The sequence below is a fragment of the Arthrobacter sp. BGA-UO-ETr-C19 genome, from assembly GCF_059568005.1.
On the sequence record NZ_JCAQPC010000007.1, the window covers coordinates 120,359 to 139,010 of the forward strand.

Annotated in this window: 18 protein-coding genes and 1 tRNA gene; 11 read left to right on the plus strand and 8 right to left on the minus strand. The window is 67.3% G+C overall.

Annotated elements, in window-relative coordinates; translation table 11 throughout:
* Positions 1–32 precede the first annotated feature (32 nt).
* The 5 genes from sucD to AC57BR_RS02625 form a co-directional block, all read right to left on the minus strand.
* Positions 33–935: a succinate--CoA ligase subunit alpha gene (gene sucD, locus AC57BR_RS02605; protein ID WP_003804619.1), complete on the minus strand. Its 903-nt coding sequence runs from the start codon at positions 933–935 to the stop codon at positions 33–35.
* 30 nt (positions 936–965) lie between these two features.
* Positions 966–2,132: an ADP-forming succinate--CoA ligase subunit beta gene (sucC, locus tag AC57BR_RS02610; protein ID WP_003804621.1), complete on the minus strand. Its 1,167-nt coding sequence runs from the start codon at positions 2,130–2,132 to the stop codon at positions 966–968.
* A gap of 224 nt (positions 2,133–2,356) precedes the next feature.
* Positions 2,357–3,028, minus strand: coding sequence for a hypothetical protein (locus AC57BR_RS02615; RefSeq protein WP_496358284.1), 672 nt, complete (start codon positions 3,026–3,028; stop codon positions 2,357–2,359).
* Between the two features lie 56 nt (positions 3,029–3,084).
* Positions 3,085–5,622, minus strand: a complete 2,538-nt coding sequence (pcrA, locus tag AC57BR_RS02620) for a DNA helicase PcrA (protein WP_496358285.1) — start codon at positions 5,620–5,622, stop codon at positions 3,085–3,087.
* A 113-nt stretch (positions 5,623–5,735) separates the two neighbouring features.
* The gene (locus tag AC57BR_RS02625) at positions 5,736–6,584 is read right to left on the minus strand and encodes an inositol monophosphatase family protein (RefSeq protein ID WP_496358211.1); all 849 of its coding nucleotides are present in this window, start codon (positions 6,582–6,584) and stop codon (positions 5,736–5,738) included.
* Between the two features lie 103 nt (positions 6,585–6,687).
* Between AC57BR_RS02625 and AC57BR_RS02630 the strand changes: the two genes are divergently transcribed.
* Entirely contained in the window at positions 6,688–7,329 is a 642-nt protein-coding gene (locus AC57BR_RS02630; RefSeq protein ID WP_496358212.1) for a hypothetical protein, read from the plus strand.
* Here AC57BR_RS02630 and AC57BR_RS02635 read toward each other — a convergent pair.
* Entirely contained in the window at positions 7,326–8,111 is a 786-nt protein-coding gene (locus AC57BR_RS02635) for a DUF998 domain-containing protein (protein WP_496358213.1), read from the minus strand. The two genes, AC57BR_RS02630 and AC57BR_RS02635, sit on opposite strands and share 4 nt — an antisense overlap.
* An 87-nt stretch (positions 8,112–8,198) precedes the next feature.
* Here AC57BR_RS02635 and AC57BR_RS02640 point away from each other — a divergent pair.
* From AC57BR_RS02640 to AC57BR_RS02650, 3 genes are all read left to right on the plus strand, one after another.
* A tRNA-Arg gene (locus AC57BR_RS02640) sits at positions 8,199–8,271 on the plus strand.
* Between the two features lies 1 nt (position 8,272).
* Positions 8,273–8,842, plus strand: coding sequence for a DUF6314 family protein (locus AC57BR_RS02645; RefSeq protein ID WP_496358214.1), 570 nt, complete (start codon positions 8,273–8,275; stop codon positions 8,840–8,842).
* Positions 8,839–9,243, plus strand: coding sequence for an NUDIX hydrolase (locus AC57BR_RS02650; RefSeq protein WP_306921127.1), 405 nt, complete (start codon positions 8,839–8,841; stop codon positions 9,241–9,243). Before AC57BR_RS02645 ends, AC57BR_RS02650 begins: the two co-directional genes overlap by 4 nt.
* Before the next feature lie 59 nt (positions 9,244–9,302).
* On the opposite strand, the gene AC57BR_RS02655 is transcribed toward AC57BR_RS02650, so the two are convergent.
* Both AC57BR_RS02655 and AC57BR_RS02660 read right to left on the minus strand, forming a co-directional pair.
* On the minus strand, positions 9,303–11,216 hold the full coding sequence (locus AC57BR_RS02655) for an ABC transporter ATP-binding protein (protein ID WP_496358215.1): 1,914 nt from the start codon (positions 11,214–11,216) through the stop codon (positions 9,303–9,305).
* A complete protein-coding gene (locus tag AC57BR_RS02660; RefSeq protein WP_496358216.1) occupies positions 11,213–12,877 on the minus strand; it encodes an ABC-F family ATP-binding cassette domain-containing protein in 1,665 nt (554 codons plus the stop codon). Before AC57BR_RS02660 ends, AC57BR_RS02655 begins: the two co-directional genes overlap by 4 nt.
* 194 nt (positions 12,878–13,071) lie before the next feature.
* Here AC57BR_RS02660 and AC57BR_RS02665 point away from each other — a divergent pair, with 194 nt between their 5' ends.
* The 7 genes from AC57BR_RS02665 (at position 13,072) to AC57BR_RS02695 (ending at position 18,646) form a co-directional block, all read left to right on the plus strand.
* The gene (locus AC57BR_RS02665) at positions 13,072–13,821 is read left to right on the plus strand and encodes a hypothetical protein (protein ID WP_496358217.1); all 750 of its coding nucleotides are present in this window, start codon (positions 13,072–13,074) and stop codon (positions 13,819–13,821) included.
* The gene (locus AC57BR_RS02670) at positions 13,818–14,552 is read left to right on the plus strand and encodes a hypothetical protein (protein WP_496358218.1); all 735 of its coding nucleotides are present in this window, start codon (positions 13,818–13,820) and stop codon (positions 14,550–14,552) included. The genes AC57BR_RS02665 and AC57BR_RS02670 overlap by 4 nt, the downstream gene beginning before the upstream one ends.
* A gap of 35 nt (positions 14,553–14,587) precedes the next feature.
* A complete protein-coding gene (locus AC57BR_RS02675) occupies positions 14,588–15,319 on the plus strand; it encodes a hypothetical protein (RefSeq protein ID WP_496358219.1) in 732 nt (243 codons plus the stop codon).
* Entirely contained in the window at positions 15,316–16,050 is a 735-nt protein-coding gene (locus AC57BR_RS02680) for a hypothetical protein (protein WP_496358220.1), read from the plus strand. The genes AC57BR_RS02675 and AC57BR_RS02680 overlap by 4 nt, the downstream gene beginning before the upstream one ends.
* 285 nt (positions 16,051–16,335) lie before the next feature.
* A complete protein-coding gene (locus AC57BR_RS02685) occupies positions 16,336–17,157 on the plus strand; it encodes an amino acid ABC transporter substrate-binding protein (RefSeq protein ID WP_496358221.1) in 822 nt (273 codons plus the stop codon).
* Positions 17,158–17,823 carry an amino acid ABC transporter permease gene (locus AC57BR_RS02690; RefSeq protein WP_496358222.1) on the plus strand — a complete coding sequence of 222 codons (666 nt, stop codon included), beginning with the start codon at positions 17,158–17,160 and terminating at the stop codon, positions 17,821–17,823.
* Positions 17,810–18,646, plus strand: coding sequence for an amino acid ABC transporter ATP-binding protein (locus AC57BR_RS02695; RefSeq protein WP_496358223.1), 837 nt, complete (start codon positions 17,810–17,812; stop codon positions 18,644–18,646). Before AC57BR_RS02690 ends, AC57BR_RS02695 begins: the two co-directional genes overlap by 14 nt.
* Positions 18,647–18,652 lie beyond the last annotated feature (6 nt).

An 18,652-nucleotide genomic window follows, 5' to 3' on the forward strand; every position in this document is an offset into this window, starting at 1 on the left:
TGGGAGTGACCCCGCGTTGCCTGAGGTGGGGCTTAGAGCGCTGCGTAGACTTCGCGCAGCAGCTTGGCGGTCTCGGAGGGCGTCTTGCCGACCTTCACGCCTGCAGCCTCGAGGGCTTCCTTCTTCGCCTGGGCGGTACCGGCGGAACCGGAGACGATGGCGCCTGCGTGGCCCATGGTCTTTCCTTCCGGCGCGGTGAAGCCGGCGACGTAGCCGACAACCGGCTTGGTGACGTTGGCCTTGATGAAGTCTGCGGCACGCTCTTCGGCGTCGCCGCCGATTTCGCCGATCATCACGATGGCCTTGGTCTCCGGGTCAGCCTCGAACGCAGCCAGGGCGTCGATGTGGGTGGTGCCGATGATGGGGTCACCGCCGATGCCGATGGCCGTGGAGAAGCCGAGGTCGCGCAGTTCGTACATCATCTGGTAGGTCAGCGTGCCGGACTTGGACACGAGGCCGATGGGGCCCTTGCCGGTGATGTTCGCCGGGGTGATGCCCACGAGGGCCTCGCCCGGGGTGATGATGCCGGGGCAGTTCGGTCCGATGATGCGGGTGACCTGGTTGCCGTCGGCGTCGACCTTGGACTGTGCCAGTGCCCAGAACTCGGCGGAGTCCTGAACCGGCACGCCTTCGGTGATAACGACGACCAGGCCGATGCCGGCCTCGATGGCTTCAACAACGGCGTTCTTGGTGAATGCCGGCGGGACGAAGACGATGGAGACGTCGGCGCCGGTCTCTGCCATGGCTTCCTTGACGGTGCCGAAAACGGTGATCTCGTTTTCGCCGTGCAGGACGGTGGTGCCGGCCTTGCGGGCGTTGACGCCGCCCACGATGTTGGTGCCGGCCTTGAGCATGAGGGCGGTGTGCTTGGTGCCCTCGCCGCCCGTGATGCCCTGGACGATGACCTTGGAGTCCTTGTTCAGATAAATAGACATGTTTTCTTTCCTAGATCTCGACAGGCTCGATCAGCGGGCGTTGGCGAGCTCGGCGGCCTTGTCGGCGCCCTCGTCCATAGTGGCGGCCAGGGTAACCAGCGGGTGGTTGGCCTCGGCGAGGATGCGGCGGCCCTCTTCGACGTTGTTGCCGTCGAGGCGAACAACCAGCGGCTTGTTGGCGGAGTGGCCCAGCTCGGCCAGCGCGCCCACGATACCCTTGGCAACAGCGTCACAGGCGGTGATGCCGCCGAAGACGTTCACGAACACGGACTTGACCTGTTCGTCGCCCAGGATGACGTCCAGGCCTGCGGCCATGACCTCGGCGGAGGCTCCGCCGCCGATGTCCAGGAAGTTGGCGGGCTTGACGTTGCCGTGGTTCTCGCCGGCGTAGGCAACGACGTCCAGAGTGGACATGACGAGGCCAGCGCCGTTACCGATGATGCCGACTTCGCCGTCCAGCTTGACGTAGTTCAGATCCTGCGCCTTGGCCTTGGCCTCCAGCGGATCTGCGGATTCCTTGTCCTCAAGCTGGGCGTGCTTGGGGTGGCGGAATTCGGCGTTCTCGTCGAGCGTGACCTTGCCATCGAGGGCAACGATCTCGCCTGCGCCGGTCTTGACCAGCGGGTTGACCTCCACGAGGGTGGCGTCTTCCTTCTTGAAGACGTCCCAGAGCTTCAGAATGACGCCGGCGACCTTGCCGCGCAGTTCTTCAGCGAAGCCGGCGGCGGCGACGATTTCGTCAGCCTTGGCCTGGTCGATGCCCACGGCGGGGTCGATGGCTACCTTGGCCAGGGCCTCGGGCCGCTCAACGGCGAGCTGCTCGATCTCCATGCCGCCTTCAACCGAGCACATGGCCAGGTAGTTGCGGTTGGCCCGGTCCAGAAGGACGGAGAAGTAGTATTCCTCGGCGATGTCCGCACCCTGGGCGATCATCACCTTGTTGACGGTGTGGCCCTTGATGTCCATGCCCAGGATGTTGGTGGAGTGCTCAAGTGCCTCGTCGGCGGACTTGGCAACCTTGACGCCGCCGGCCTTGCCGCGGCCACCGACCTTAACCTGTGCCTTGACGACAGTTACGCCGCCGATCTTCTCGGCAGCTGCCTTTGCTTCTTCAGGGGTGTGCGCCACGATGCCGGCGAGCACGGGTACACCGTGCGCTTCGAACATATCGCGCGCCTGATATTCAAACAGGTCCACGGTTTAGTGTCCTTCTACGTCGAAGTAGTTTTCTGTACAGCCGGACAACACCGAAGGTGCGGACCGGGCTGCGGAATTAACGCGCCCTGCGGCAGGTCCGGAAACGAGCCACGCGGCGCAATGCTCCTGTGGGAACTCTAGTCCTTTGGAGGGACCGGCCCGTTCCAGACTACCTGTTCTGTGAGTAAGGACACTATTCTATGGATCGTAGAAAAACCCCGTGATTACGGGGTTTTTGAAGCCTTGGCGGGCGCCGTTTGGACGTTTTTGCCCTTCGCGGAGATGAGTTCGTAATGATCCCGGCTGATAAAGAAACCAACGCCGCCTGAGACGTTCCCGCAGGCCACTCCGGAGCGGTAGGCGGAGCACCGCAGTCCGTTCCGTTCGAGGTTGCCGCCGTCGGGCAGGACGGGAAGCTTGGAGATCAGCCCATTAGGCCTTCCCTTGGGCCCGTACTCGGCCTCCATCCGGGTGACGCCGGACCGGCATTCGCCGTACCCGGCCCGGCTGGGCGTCAGGAGGGCCGCACCGCCCAGAAAGCCGAGTCCCGTCCCCGAACAGTCGTCACCGACGTCCGACGCTGCCGGCGCGGGATACACCGCGAGTTCGCAGTGCGCCACGGGCACGGTTGCCAGTTTTTGGTTGTCGGAATCGCTGAAGTTGTTGATTTCGTAGGGCAGATTCAGGTGCGGTCCGCGGGCTGAGGTCAGGGCGCACACCACGTTCCGGTCCGCGGTGACGAACGCCAGCACGTCTTCCCCGGCGGCAAACCCCGCGGGGTCTGTGAGCGGTGCCTGTTTCAGCTGCTCCAGGGCCGGCAGCGGCGGCGGAGGGGTGTACTCCGGATCCGCGACGGTCACCGAACAGCCGGCCAGGGCCACCGAGACCAGGGCCATCGAGAGCAGCAGCGCCCGGCCTGCAGCAACGCGCCCCAGGCGCTGCCCCGGCACGCTCAGGCGTCGATCTTGGTCAGCGGCGCATACCGGAGCAGCAGCCGCTTCTCGCCGACGTCGAACTTCACCTTCGCCACGGTCTTGTCCCCGGCGCCTTCGACGGCGAGCACCGTGCCGTTGCCGAAGCTGGTGTGGTTGACCTTGTCCCCCACACTGACGGCAATGACTTCCTTTTGCGGCTGCACACGGTTTTTCGCGACGGCGGCAGGAACGTCGGCGTTGAAGCCCGCGGAGGAATCCGCCCGGGTGCCGCGCGCCGATCCGGCGCCCCAGAAGGATCCGCTGTACCGGCCCGATCCGATGGCGGCGCCGCTCCCCCAGCCCCCGGACTGCCGGCTGGTGCCCTCGCGCTTCCATTCGACGAGCTCGGAGGGGATTTCCTCCAGGAACTGGCTGGCCGGGTTGTACTGGCTCTGCCCCCACATGTTGCGGACCTCGGACCGCGTGACGTAGAGCCGCTTCCGGGCCCGCGTCAGTCCCACATAGGCGAGACGGCGCTCCTCCGCCAGTTCCTTGGGGTCCGTCGCGGAACGCTGGTGCGGGAAGAGCCCGTGCTCCATGCCGGTCAGGAACACCACAGGGAATTCGAGGCCTTTGGCCGTGTGCAGCGTCATGAGCGTGACCACGCCCAGCCGCTTGGCCTCGGCCACCGCGGCGTCAATGTCCGCGCCGGGGGCGTCCGGGATCTGGTCAGCGTCGGCCACCAGGGACACCTGCTCGAGGAAGGCGCCCAGGGATCCTTCGGGATTGTCGCGCTCGTATTCGCGGACGACGGCGACAAGCTCGGCGAGGTTCTCCACCCGGGACTCGTCCTGCGGATCGTTGCTGGAGCGCAGCGTGGCAAGGTAGCCGGTCTGTTCCAGCACCGCCTCGAGCGCGGCCGCGGCGCCGGATCCTGCGGCGACCTCGGCGAGGTCGTCCAGGAGCTTCACGAAGCCGAGCACCGCGTTGACGGAGCGGGTGGCCATGCCGGGCGCCTGGTCGGCGCGGCGGGCCGCAGCCATGAAGGACGTGCGCTCCCGCTCGGCGAGGGCCGCCAGGGCGCCCTCGGCCCGGTCCCCGATCCCGCGCTTGGGTTCGTTCAGGACGCGGCGGAGGTTGACGTCGTCGTCCGGGTTGACCAGCACGCGCAGGTACGCCAGCGCGTCCTTGATTTCCTTGCGCTCGTAGAACCTGGTGCCGCCCACCACTTTGTACGGCAGCCCGACCCGCACCAGGACGTCCTCGATGGAACGGGACTGCGCGTTGGTGCGGTAGAAAATGGCGACGTCGCCGGGGCGGAGGTTGTCCTCGTCCTGGAGCCGGTCGATCTCCTTGGCGATGAACTGGGCTTCGTCGTGCTCGTTCTCGCCCACGTAGCCGATGATCTTGTGGCCCTCGCCCTCCGCCGTCCAGAGCCGCTTCTCGGGGCGGTTGGGGTTGCGGGAGATCACGGAGTTGGCCGCGCTCAGGATGTTCTGGGTGGAGCGGTAGTTCTGCTCCAGCTTGATGGTGCGGGCGTCGGGGTAGTCCTTCTCGAACTCCACGATGTTGCGGATGTCCGCGCCGCGGAACGCGTAGATCGACTGGTCCGAGTCGCCGACGACGGTCAGTTCCGCCGCCCCCGGCCCCTCGCCGACGAGCTCCCGGACCAGGGCATACTGCGCGTGGTTGGTGTCCTGGTATTCGTCCACCAGGACATGCCGGAACCGGCGCCGGTAGGAATCTGCCAGCGCCGGGAAGGCCCGGAACATGTAGACGGTCTGCGCGATCAGGTCGTCGAAGTCCATGGCGTTGGCCTGGCGCAGCCGCTGGGTGTAGCCCTTGAAGACGTCTGCCACGGCGCTTTCGAACGGGTCACTGTGGTTGGCGGCGGACGCGAAGGAGTCGTCGTCGATCAGTTCGTTCTTGAGCGCGGAGATTTTGTGCTGGATGGCTTTGGGCGCGAACTTCTTGGGGTCCAGGTCCAGGTTCTTGGCCACCAGGGTGATCAGCCGCAGGGAGTCGGCGGAGTCGTAGATGGAGAAGTTGGAGTTCAGGCCGACGTTGGCGGCCTCGCGCCGCAGGATCCGGACGCAGGACGAGTGGAACGTGGAGATCCACATGGCCTTGGCCCTGTTGCCCACAAGGGCCTCGATGCGTTCGCGCATTTCCGCGGCGGCCTTGTTGGTGAACGTGATGGCCAGGATCTCGCCGTGGTGGGCCCGCTTGGTGGCGATCAGGTAGGCGATCCGGTTACTGAGGACACGGGTTTTTCCGGAGCCGGCTCCGGCCACGATCAGCAGTGCGCTGCCGGAGTGTTTGACCGCTTCCTCCTGCTGCGGGTTCAGGCCCGCCAGCAGCGCGCCGGCGTCGGGGAGCTGGTGCCGGGCGTGCTCCTCTGCCGGGCTCCCCCCAGCCGGTCCGGCAGCCGGGCCAGCTGCCGGGCGGGGCGCGGATTCAGCCGGGCCGCCGCCGAACGCGGGCGTCATCAGCCCTGTTTCGGGGCGCGACCTGGTGATGGCACCGGCGTGGGAACCAGCCTTGAACGGACCGTCAGCGTAGGGGTCAAACAACATATCCATGGTGACTACAAGTCTAGGCGGTGGGGCTGACACTGGATTCCGCCCTGTGGATAACCCGGTGCGGGCAAGCCGCGGCAGGTCAGGACGGCCGTCCGGCAGGCGGAAATCTAGTCGACAGAGCCTGACTCGAGGGCGGCACGCAGCTGGTGCACCGCCGTCGTACCTCCGGCCATGAACCATTCCAGGCCGTTGACGTGGACGCTGCCGGCGACGCCGCCGGCGGCGGTCACGATCGCTTTTCCGGGGAGCCAGTCCCATTCCGGGCAGCTGTGCTGGAACCAGCAGCCAAGCTGCCCGTCAGCGACGCGGCCGAGGTCGCACGAGCCGGATCCGAGCATCCGCAGCGTCGCGGCCGAGGTCGCGGCGGCGTGCCACGGCATGGCGCACATCGGGTCGGAGAGCCAGCGCGGGTGGATGTAGGTGGCGGCGCCGAGGTGGGACAGGTCGGCGGCGTTGCGGTTGGTTCCGTCCTCCTTGAAGGTGGTGACGGGGTCGCCGTTGAGGGTGGTGGCGCGTTGCTTCCCGCCGATCCAGAGTTTGTCCTCCTCGGGCTGGAAAATGGCGCCGAGGAGCACATCGGATTCGTCCTTGAGGGCGATGGCTGAGCACCAGTAGGTGGAGCCCTGCAGGAAGTTGTAGGTGCCGTCCACCGGATCGATGACCCAGGTCCGCCCGCTGCTGCCGCGCACGGCGGCGCCTTCTTCGCCCAGGACGCCGTCGTCCGGGCGGCAGCGCTGCAGCTGTTCCAGCACATACGCCTCGGCCGCATGGTCCGCGGCCGTGACGACGTCGGAGATCGAGGTCTTGCGCTGGGCGTCGAGGCCGCCCTGCCGCATCAGCAGCGCCAGCTGCCCGGCCTCGCGGACCAGCTCGGCCGCCAGCTCGTAGTCGTCGAGCTCGGGGCTCAGGTTGGTGGCGCTGTGTCTACCCAGTTTGTGTCTGCCCAGTTCCGTCACGGTTCCCACCCTATCGGCGCCAGGCGTGCCCTGCACAGCAGAGGCAGAGCACAGCAGAGGCAGAGTACAGCAGCCCTGGTTCGCAGCGGGCGATAATGGACGCATGGCCAAAACACCTGCACAGCGGATCAAGAAGCACGGCGCGAAGGCCGCAGTACCCCAGCACCACCTGCCGCCGGTGATCAATCCCGGCACGGACCGCACACCCGCGAAGGCGCAGAACAACGCCAACCTCATCGTCATCGCCGGCGTGGTCGCCAGCCTGTTCCTGTTCTGGTACGTCCACCTCCTCACGCTGAACCAGCTCACCCAGCTGTCCGGCGGGCTGGCCATGCCCGATTCCCTGGTGGGCGGCTTCGACTCGGGCTACATTGAACAGCTCCGCCGCGCCCTGGACGGCGACGCCCGCGGCCAGCTCAATTACGTCCACAAGACGGCGGGCACCCTGTTTCCGCTGATCTTCGGCTTCACCTGGCTGCTGCTGATCGGCACCAACGTGGCCAACAAGGCGCTTCGCTGGGCGCTCTGGGCGCTGCCGCTGCTGTTCGTGGTGGTCCGGCTGTGGGGCAACGTCACCATCGATTCCATGATCGCGGCGGTAAACCTCGACGGCGGCCAGGTCGCCTTGGCGTCCGGCCTCACCGTGGCCGGCTGGGCACTGTTCGTGGCCAGCCTTCTCGCCGGCGGCGCCGCCGTGTTCCAGGGGCGCCGGTCCGCAAAGAAGGCCCCGCAGCAGGGAGCCTAGGCGTTTCCACGGGCCGCCTGGGCACGGGCGTAGGCCTTGCGCACCTGCCGTTCCCGCCGGACGCGCTGGGCGATGACCAGGCCGGCGGTGGCCAGGCCTATCGTGATGGGGTAGCCCATCAGCCGCTCCAGGGTTCCGGGCTCGGGGACGTCCAGGCCGGTGACGGCTGCCGTGACGAGCGCGGCCGCGGACACCCCGCCGCTGGCCAGCACGAACCAGCCCAGCGGCGACTGCCGGAGCCACAGCGCGCCGAGCAGCAGCAATGCCAGTGATCCGGCGATGAAGTACATCACGGCCCCCGCGTAGTGCCAGCCCGACTCCAGGTCCTCCGGGACCAGCCCCACGATGATCGTGCCAGTGCCGGCCGTCCCGGTGAGGATCCGGGCCGCCACCGCCGTGTACCAGGGCACTTCCTTTGAATGGCTTGCCGCCACCCGCACTCCGGCCCGGGCGGCCACCCGCAGCAGCGCCGAGCTCAGCAGGAGCGCGCCCAGCAACATGCCCAGGCCCTGCACCACGAAGGAGGAATTCATGAGCACATGCAGCGGCGAGCAGATGCTGCGGCCGCTGTAGATTCCGCACGTGACGGCGCCCAGGTCGCTGATGAGGCCGGTCCGCCGGCTGTAGGGACCGGGTCCGGCCCAGGCACCGATAACAGCCGCCTCCGCCACGAAATACTGGACCACGCTGAGCACCGCCCACGCCCCGATGTACTGCCGCGTGGAGGCGGTGTCCGGGATGAACGTTGCCCGGCTGGTCGGGACTTGAGCTGCGGCGGCCATGCCAAGAGCGTAGTACGCGCCGTCACCTTGTATGCTTGTAAGCGTGCCCGAACGGGCCGGTCCAAAACCCGGCCGCGGCGGGCGCCCGCCCTCGTAGCTCAGTGGATAGAGCACGGCTCTCCTAAAGCCGGTGTCGTTGGTTCGATTCCAATCGAGGGCACTTGAATCTGCAGCACCCGTCCGGTCTCCGCGACTATCTGCTGGGCGCAGCGCCGGCGGACCACCCATCCCCCGGCCGTCCCCATGCAGGGCGTTGGTCCGTGGAACGGACCCTGCTGGACCGGGCCGCCGGCACCCGCGGCACCTTCACCGGCGTCGTGATCTTTTCCCCCGACGGCGCCGAAGGGCTCCGCTTCCACGAGGAAGGGACCGTGGTCTGGCCTTCAGTGCAGTGGCCTGCCGGGGACTTGCCTGCAGAGGGTGGCGAGACCTTCACCGGCCCGGCCACCCGCGACTATCTGCTCAGGCCCGCGGACACGCCGGACGCCATGGACATGCTGTTCCCCGACGGCCGGCCCTTCCACCGGATGAGCTTCTCGCCGGAGGCCAGCCAGGACCGGCACTGGTGCGATCCGGACACCTACCGGGTCACCTACGTCCGGCACGGCGGGAACGAGTTCAGCTACGTCTGGGACGTCACCGGCCCGCGTAAGGACCTGCTGCTGGAGTCGGTGCTGCGGCGGCTGCCCGTAACGGCGGCGGCGGCAGACGGGCTAGGCTCGAAACCGTGAATCCGCGCATCATCGTTTCCGCCGTGTGTGTCTACGACGCCGCTGGCCGGCTCCTGACCGTCCGCAAGCGCGGTACGGACAAGTTCATGCATCCCGGCGGCAAGCCCGAGCCCGGCGAGACCGCGGTGCAGGCCGCCGCGCGGGAGCTCCAGGAGGAAGTCGGCATCATCGTGGATCCGCGGGAACTGACCCTCATGGGCGTCTGGCTGGCCGATGCCGCCAACGAGGCAGCCACGGAAATCGAAGCCACCGTTTTCACCGCACCGGGCACCTGGGTGGCCCATCCCTCCGCGGAGATCGCGGAGATCCGGTGGCTGGACCTCGCGGCGGAATTGCCCGGGGACCTGGCGCCGCTGCTCACGGACCATATCCTTCCGGCACTGGCGGAATCCGGGCGCTGACGCTTGGTCGCTAACGCGACGCCCAGGACGACGCGCCGGCCAAGACACCGGGCAACGACTCAGTACTCCGGAACGGCTTCCTCCGCCACGGCAGTGGCCTCGGCGAACTGGGTCCGGTACAGCTCGGCATAGCGGCCATCCGCGGCCAACAGCTCGGTGTGGGTTCCGCGTTCCACGATTTGTCCGTCCTCAACCACCAGGATGGCGTCAGCCGCACGGATCGTCGAGAGCCGGTGCGCAATAACGACGGCGGTGCGGCCTTCCAGCGCAGCGCCCAGCGCCGCCTGCACGGCGGCTTCGTTCGTGGAGTCCAGCGCGGCGGTGGCTTCGTCGAGGATGACCACGCGGGGCTGGGCGATCAGCAGCCGGGCGATGGTGAGCCGCTGCCGTTCGCCGCCGGAGAGCCGGTAGCCGCGCTCCCCCACCACGGTTTCCAGGCCGTCGGGAAGGGAACGGATCATGGTTTCGAGCCGGGCCTGGCGCAGCACCGCCCACATGTCCTCGTCGGTGGCCTCCGGGCGGGCCAGCCTGAGGTTGGAGGCGATGGTTTCGTGGAACAGGTGGCCGTCCTGGGTGACCATACCCAGGGTGGCGCGGATGGAGTCGAAGGTCAGGTCGCGCACGTCCAGGCCGGAGGCCGGGGCGGTGCCGCCGAGGCGCACGGCGCCGGAGTCGACGTCGTACAGCCGGGACAGCAACTGGGCCACGGTGGACTTGCCGGCGCCGGAGGAGCCCACGAGGGCGACGGTCTGTCCGGGTTCCACCCGGAAGCTGATGCCGTGCAGCACTTCCTCGCCGCCACGGGTGTCCAGCGTGGAGACCTCCTCCAGCGAGGCCAGCGAAACTTTGTCCGCGGAAGGATAGGAGAACCGCACGTCGTCGAACTCCACGGCCACGGGCCCGGGCGGGACTGCCAGCGCACCGGGCTTTTCCTGGATGAGGGGCTCGAGGTCCAGGATTTCGAAGACCCGTTCAAAGCTGACCAGGGCGCTCATGATTTCCACGCGGGCATTGGACAGCGCGGTGAGCGGCGCGTAAAGGCGGGTGAGCAGCAGTGCCAGCACCACGACGTCGCCCGGCGCAAGCTGGCCCCCGATGGCCAGCCAGCCGCCCAGGCCGTAGACCAGGGCGAGGGCCAGGGCTGAGACGAGCGTCAGCGCCGTCACGAAGGTGAACTGCAGCATGGCCGTCCGCACGCCGATGTCACGGACCCGGCCGGCCCGGAGCGCGAACTCGCGGGATTCGTCGTCGGGCCGTCCGAAGAGCTTGACCAGGGTGGCGCCGGGGGCGGAGAAGCGCTCGGTCATCTGGGTGCCCATGGCGGCGTTGTGCTCGGCCGCCTCGCGCCGCAGGTCGGCCAGCCGGGAGCCCATCCGCCGGGCGGGGATGAGGAAGATCGGCAGCAGGATCATGGCCAGCACGGTGACCAGCCATGAGGTGTTGAGCATCACCACGAGGGTGAGGATGAGGGCCACCACGTTGCTGACCACACCGGACAGGGTTCCGGCGAAGGCGGACTGCGCACCGATAACGTCGTTATTCAGGCGGCTGACCAGCGCGCCGGTGCGGGTCCGGGTGAAGAACGCGATGGGCATTCTCTGGACATGGTCGAACACCCTGGTGCGGAGGTCCACGATGACACCCTCGCCGATGGTGGAGGACAGCCAGCGGCTCACCATCCCAAGGGCTGCCTCGGCCACCGCCACGGCGGCGATCAGGGCCGCCAGCCGGATCACTTCGCCCGAGTCGGCGCGGGCAACGATCGTGTTGACCACCTGGCCGGCGAGCACAGGCGTGGCCACCGCCAGGAAGGCCATGGCGACGGACACGGCCACGAACGCGATCAGCCTGCCGCGGTGCGGCCGGGCAAAGCCGAGGACACGTTTGAGGGTCTCCTTGGAGAACGGCCGGGAGCCGCTCTTGGCCCGGGTGATGTTGTATAGCGAGCGCCACGCGACGCCGTCCATGCTCATTTGTTCTGCTCCATCTTGCCTGCCACCAGTTCGGTGACGACGCCGTTGTCCACGTTCCAGCGCACGTCCAGGCGGACGTTTTCCAGCAGCCGCCGGTCGTGGGTGACCAGCAGCAGGGCGCCGTCGTAGCTTTCCAATGCTTCTTCCAGCTGCTCGATGGCAGGGAGGTCCAGGTGGTTGGTGGGTTCGTCCAGGACCAGCAGGTTCACTCCCCGGGCCTGCAGCAGGGCCAGGGCGGCACGGGTCCGCTCCCCTGGCGACAGCGAGTCCACCGTGCGCGCGGTGTGGTCGGCTTTGAGGCCGAACTTCGCCAGCAGCGTGCGGACCTCGGCGGACGTGTAATCCGTCAGGACGGCTTCGACGGCGTCAGCCAGCAGCAGGTGCCCGGCCAGCAGCCCGCGGGCCTGGTCGATCTCGCCCACGGCCACGGACACACCGCGGGAAGCGTCGCCGGAGTCCGGTTCCTGGGTTCCCAGAAGGAGCCGGAGCAACGTTGACTTGCCGGCGCCGTTGGGCCCGGTGATGCCGATCCGCTCGCCGGCGTTGAGCTGCAGGTTCACCGGCCCCAGGGTGAAACTGCCCTGCCGGACCACAGCATCGCGCAGCGTTGCCACCACCGAACTGGACCGCAGCGCCTGGCCGATACTGAACTGCAGCTGCCACTCCTTGCGAGGTTCCTCCACCACGTCCAGGCGGGCGATGCGCGATTCCATCTGCCGGACTTTCTGGGCCTGCTTCTCGGACGATTCGCTGCTGGCAGCCCGGCGGATCTTGTCGTTGTCAGGGCTCTTGCGCATGGCGTTCCGGACGCCCTGTGAGCTCCATTCCCGCTGGGTGCGGGCCCGGGACACCAGGTCCGCCTTGGTCGAGGCGAATTCCTCGTACCGTTCACGGGCGTGCCGGCGGGCGACGGCCCGCTCCTCCAGGAATGCTTCATAGCCGCCGTCGTAGACAGCCACCGAGTTCTGGGCGAGGTCCAGTTCCACGATGGAGGTGACGCAACGGGCGAGGAACTCGCGGTCGTGCGAAACCAGCACCACGCCGCCGCGAAGCCCCTGCACGAAGGCTTCCAGCCTGGCCAGGCCGTCCAGGTCGAGATCGTTGGTGGGCTCGTCCAGCAGCACCACGTCGAACCGGCTCAGCAGCAGGGCAGCGAGCGCTACGCGGGCTGCCTGGCCGCCGGAAAGCCCGGTCATTTCGGCGTCAGGTCCGACGTCGAGGCCCAGGTCCGCGAGGACGGGCGCTATCCGCTCGTCCAGGTCCGCGGCGCCGGAGGCCATCCAGCGGTCAAAGGCCAGGGAGTAGGCGTCGTCCGCTCCGGGCGCTCCCGAGCCCAGGGCCTCCGCCGTGGATTCCATCTCCGCGGTGGCTTTGGCGCAGCCGGTGCGGCGGGCGATGTAGCCGGCGACGGTCTCACCGGAGACGCGTTCGTGCTCCTGCGGCAGCCAGCCCACAAAGGCGTCGGCCGGCGCGAGGCTGACTGTGCCGTCCTGCGCCTGGTCCACGCCGGCAAGGAGCCGCAGCAGCGTGGACTTGCCCGCACCGTTGGCGCCGACCACGCCAACGACGTCCCCGGGAGCCACTGTGAGGGACAGCCCGGAGAAGAGGGTGCGGTGATCATGACCGCCCGAAAGGTCCTTCGCAACAAGGGTTGCAGTCATCAATCCATCCTCTCACCGCTGCCCGTTTTCGCCGGAAAATTCCGGCGGGCATGAAAGAACCCGCTGGTCCGGACTTGGGGGGTGTACGGACCAGCGGGTTCGACCACCTAGCATAGTTGAAGCGGCGCGCTAAATAAAATCGAGGCCGGCGGGCTGCCCTTCAAGTCACCCTTCCCGTCGACAGAAAGCGTTCGATGCCCCTCTCCGCCAAGGCCTTCCAGCGCTGGCTTCACGGCGTTGCGCCGGACACCAGCGTTGCTGATGTTGCCAGGGCTTCCGGGGTCAAGCGCACCACCCTGGCCCAGCAACTGGTCCGCGGGAAAGTGGCGGAGACAACCGTGGTGGGTATCAGCCGCGCCTTCAGCATCAATCCGGTGGCCGCGCTGGCCGCTTTCGAACCGTACAGGGATCTGGGAAAGCCGCCCATCCCGCCGACGCTGCAGGAACTGGTGAGCCAGATCGCCACCGCGGACCTGCTGCACGCCATCATTGCCCGCACCGGGCAGGACGCCGGCACCGACAAAGGCACAGGTACGGGCGCAGGACCGCCCGAGCTCAGCCTGCCGCCGCACGCCACCTCCGTGAAGAACTGGGTGGATGCAATCGACGACGGCGAACTCCGCCACCGCGTCTCCGCCGCCACCGGCGTCGCCCCCCAGAACTACTCAGCACAGCTGACCGCTAACCGGCTCGCCCCGGAACTGGCCGTCGCCACCTCCCGGGCCGCCGGCGTCGGACTGGCAGGCGGACTGGTAGCCACCGGACTGGTGACCGAAGCCGAAGCCGGCTGGCCGCCAGGTGCCCGGCAGGCGGCCCTGGACCGGCTCAGCGACGGCCAGCTGACCATCCTGGCCGGCGAACGCCTCCAGGCGCTCGGCAAGACCCTGCGGCGGCAGGAACAAGACCAACGGCAAACCGAAACGATCTGGGAGAACCTCGGATGATTGAAATCCTGCAATGGACCACCCTGATCGCGTCAGGCGCGGCGGCGCTGAGCCGGATCCCCAACCTGGTCCGCCGGAAGAACAGGGCCATTTTCTATGCCCTGGCGCTGCTGACGCTGGCCATCCTGCTGAGCATTCGCGGTCCCTACATGGCGATCGATGCCCTGCTTGGCAGCACCAACCTTGCCAATCTTCTGCTGCGCTTCATCATTTTCGGGGCTATTTTTTTCCTCGGCATACGGATCGCAACCGGCTTCGGCGATAAGCGGGGATTGCGGCTGGTCCGGGGCCATGCCGGTATATCCGCGCTCGCGCTAATTTCCGCCGCGCTGGTGGTGCTGTTCGCCGTGATGGACACCGCGGGTTCGGCCGTGGGCATGACCGGCCTCGAAGCCAGGAGCGGGCAGAACGCTGCGCTGCTCCAGTACTACGCCGCCGCTGGCCGGGCCTATCCGGCCTATGTGTGCCTCGCAATCCTGCCCGGGATGCTGCAGGCCATCAGAAGCTCGCTGCCCGCCCTGCTCCGGATAAGCGCGGCGCTTCTGGCCATAGGCAGCATCGCAGTTCCCCTTACCTTGCTGTTCCCGGCCATCCCGTCCGGGCTGGCGTTCATGCGTTTTGTCATCAACTACACGGCCATCCTTTGCTTTGTCGCCGGCCTGGCGCTTGTCTGGCTGGACAGCGGCCGGGCCGGCCGAAAGCACCGGCGGCTGTCCGCCGAACGCCGCTAATATGAGTCAAACATTCGTTCAGCAGAGAGCGTTTCATGCCCCTCCCCGCCAAAGCATTCCAGCGCTGGCTTAGTGGCGTAGCACCGGATACCAGCACGGCCGATGTCTGCAGGCTCTCCGGGGTCAAGCGCACCACCCTCGCCCAGCAGATGGTGCGGGGAAAGGTTGCCGAGACTACGGTCGTGAGCATCAGCCGGGCCTACAACATCAATCCCGTTGCCGCGCTGGCCACCTTCGAGACTTACAGCGACCTCGCCGGTTCCTCCATCCCTCCGACCGACAAGGAACTGGTGAGCCAAATCGCCACCGTCGACCTGCTGCGGGCCGTCATTGTCCGCACCGCCCCTAAAGGCTCTACCGGCGCGGGCCGGCCGGAACTCAGCCCGCCGCCGCACGCCACCTCCGTGAAAAACTGGGTGGATGCAATCGACGACGGCGAACTCCGCCACCGCGTCTCCGCCGCCACCGGCGTCGCCCCCCAGAACTACTCAGCACAGCTGACCGCTAACCGGCTCGCCCCGGAACTGGCCGTCGCCACCTCCCGGGCCGCCGGCGTCGGACTGGCAGGCGGACTGGTAGCCACCGGACTTGTGACCGAAGCCGAAGCCGGCTGGCCCCCGGGTGCCCGGCAGGCGGCGCTGGACCGGCTCAGCGACGGAGACCTCACCGCCCTGTCCGGCGAACGCCTTCAGGCACTCGGCAGGACCCTGCGGCGGCAGGAACAGGACCAGGAACAGACCGAAAGAATCTGGGAGAACCTGGTATGAGCGAGATTCTCCCGTGGATAACGCTGGTTGTTTGCTTGGGTGCCGCCCTGGCCCGGATTCCCAGCGCCGTGCGCGGTGTGAACCCCACCCTGTTCTTCATCTTCCTGTTGGCGACGGCGGCCGCGGTCCTGAGCATCAAACAGTTCTACCTAGCCATCGACGGCGCCCTCGGCGGCATCAACATTGCCCACGTCGTGCTGCGCCTGATTGTTTTCGCCACGATCTACCTCATTGCGCTCCGCGTCACGAAGGGGTTTGGCGCCCCTGACGCCCACCGCATGATCGCCGGCCCTCCCGGTCTGGCCATGCTCGCGATTTTCTCCGCTGCGCTGGTGGCCATTTTCCTCATGATGGATGCCTCCGCCTCGTCGGCGGGCTTCAGGGACGCCGGGACCAGCGCCCGGAATGAGGCACTGATGCCGTACTACTGGGCTGCGGCCCGGGGCTACCTGGCGTACGTCTCCCTCGCGCTGCTGCCTGCCCTGCTCCGCAGCGTCAGGGAAAGCCTGCCCCCGCTCGTCAGGACCGGGGCGGCCCTGATGGCGGCCGGCGCTGTCGCCACTGTTGCCGGGCTCTGCCTTGAATTCGCCCCTCCCCAGCTCCTCCCGGCGGCGCCGGCGGTGAACAACGGGGCGGTGGTTTTCTACATGTCAGGCCTCGTTATGGTGTGGCTGGCACGGGTGAAGGCCGCCAGTCCCGGGAGTCACGGAACGTCATCTACCGACAGGTAGCGATCCGGGATTCACAAAATCATTAGACCGTGAGAGAATCATGAATGTGTGAAAGCAGTTGCTGCCTGGCTAACAAGCCGTGGCGCCTGCCGGATCGCACATTGGGGGGATGAGTGGTGGCGGCCGTTGGGGACCGCCCCCACTCAGCCTTTTTAAGGGCCCGTTTCAACCCCCGTATGATGGCGAAATAAAGGACTTTGCCAAGACGTTGCATGCACTGGCACCGCGGGGCCGGATCGGCCGCCGTGCTGCCCTCGCCGCAGCCTGAAGAAGAAGGTACCCGCCATGAACCGTGTCCATTCCCGCCGCTCCGCCCTTGCGGCCACCCTTGCCGGACTGGCCCTGGCTCTGACAGCCTGCGGCAGCGGAGGGTCCCAGGCCCCGGCCGCCAGCAGCTCGGACACGTCACTCAGCGATGTGAAGTCCAAGGGCGAGATCGTGATCGCCACGGAGGGCACCTACAAGCCGTTCTCGTTCCACGCCGAAGGCGCCGGCGACCTGACTGGCTATGACGTGGAGATCGCACGGGCGGTGGCGGAGAAGCTGGGCGTGAAGGCCACCTTCCAGGAGACCCAGTTCGACGGCATCTTCGCCGGCCTCGATGCCAAACGCTTCGACACCATCGCCAACCAGATCTCCATCAATGACGAACGCAAGGCCAAGTACGACTTCTCCAAGCCCTACACCGTCTCCACGGGCGTAATCGTGACGAAGGCGGACAACAACAGCATTACCGACTTTGAAAGCCTCAAGGGCAAGACCACAGCCCAGTCGCTCACCAGCAACTTCTACAAGATGGCCGTCGACGCCGGCGCCAACGTCCAGTCCGTGGAGGGCTGGGCCCAGGGCGTGGCTCTGGTCCGGCAGGGCCGCGTGGACGCCATCGTCAACGACAAGCTCACCTACCTCGACTACGCCAAGACGAACCCGGACGCCGGGCTGAAGATTGCCGCCGAAACCACGGAGAAGTCAGAAAGCGCCTTCGTCTTCCGCAAGGGTTCCACGGAGCTCACCAAAGCGGTGGACAAGGCGCTGGACGACCTCCGCACCGACGGGACGCTGGCCAAGATCTCCAAGAAGTACTTCGGCACGGACGTCACCAAGTAGATGCCGTTGAACTGGGATCTCATCTGGAGCTCCTTCGTCCCGCTTGTCACGGGGGCAGTCACCGGGACCATCCCGCTGACGCTGGCCTCGTTCGTGATCGGCCTCGCCCTGGCCCTGCTGGTGGCCCTGATGCGGCTGAGTCGGAACGCCGTGGTGTCCGGCGTAGCGCGGTTCTACGTTTCGGTGATCCGCGGCACTCCGCTGCTGGTGCAGCTGTTTGTGATCTTCTATGGCCTGCCCAGCCTGGGCGTGAAGCTTGATCCGTGGCCCAGCGCCATCATCGCCTTTTCGCTCAACGTTGGCGGTTATGCCGCCGAGGTCATCCGCGCCGCCATCCTGTCGGTGCCCAAGGGGCAGTGGGAAGCCGGCCACACCATCGGCATGTCCCGCGGCCAGTCGCTGCGCCGCATCATCCTGCCGCAGGCTGCGAGGGTGTCGGTGCCGCCGCTGTCCAACACCTTCATTTCGCTGGTCAAGGACACGTCCCTGGCCTCGCTGATCCTGGTCACGGAGCTCTTCCGCAACGCCCAGCAGATCGCGGCCTTCAGCCAGGAGTTCATGGCGCTCTACCTCGAGGCTGCCCTGGTCTACTGGGTGATCTGCCTGGCGCTCTCGTCCGGGCAGTCCGTCCTTGAAAGGAGATTGGACCGCTATGTCGCCCACTGACGGAGCAGCCCACGCAGCAGCCCACGGAGCCTCGCCACAGGCCAGGCCCGTGCTGTCGGTCCGGAACCTCGCGAAGGCGTTCGGCAGCAATGTGGTGCTGAGGGACATCGACCTCGACGTGCGCCGGGGCAATGTGGTGGCCCTGATCGGGCCGTCAGGTTCCGGCAAGACCACCGTGCTGCGCTCGCTCAACGGACTGGAAACGCCCGACGCCGGGACGGTTACCTTTGCAGGCCCGGGCACCTCCGCAGGGCCGGGCCCCGATCTGGCGCTGGATTTCTCCGCCAAAGTCTCCAAGAAGGAGATTTCAGACCTGCGGGACCGCAGCGCCATGGTGTTCCAGCACTACAACCTGTTCCCGCACATGACCGTCCTGCAGAACGTCATCGAAGGACCCGTCCAGGTGCAGAAGCGCAAGCGGGCCGAGGCGGTGGCCGAGGCCGAAAAGCTGCTCGCAAGGGTGGGGCTGGCGGACAAGCGCGACGCCTACCCGTTCGAGCTTTCCGGCGGCCAGCAGCAGCGGGTAGGGATCGTGCGTGCCCTGGCCCTGAAACCCCAGCTGCTGCTGTTCGACGAGCCCACCTCGGCGCTGGACCCGGAACTCGTGGGCGACGTCCTGGGCGTCATCCAGGAACTGGCCGACGAGGGATGGACCATGGTGATCGTCACCCACGAGCTTGCCTTCGCCCGCCAGGTCGCGGACGAGGTCATCTTCATGGACGGCGGCCTCGTGGTGGAGCGCGGACCGGCCGCCGAAGTCCTCCGCGCGCCGCGGCAGGAGCGGACCCGGCAGTTCGTCCGGCGCCTGCTGCATGAGTTCTGAACGCCT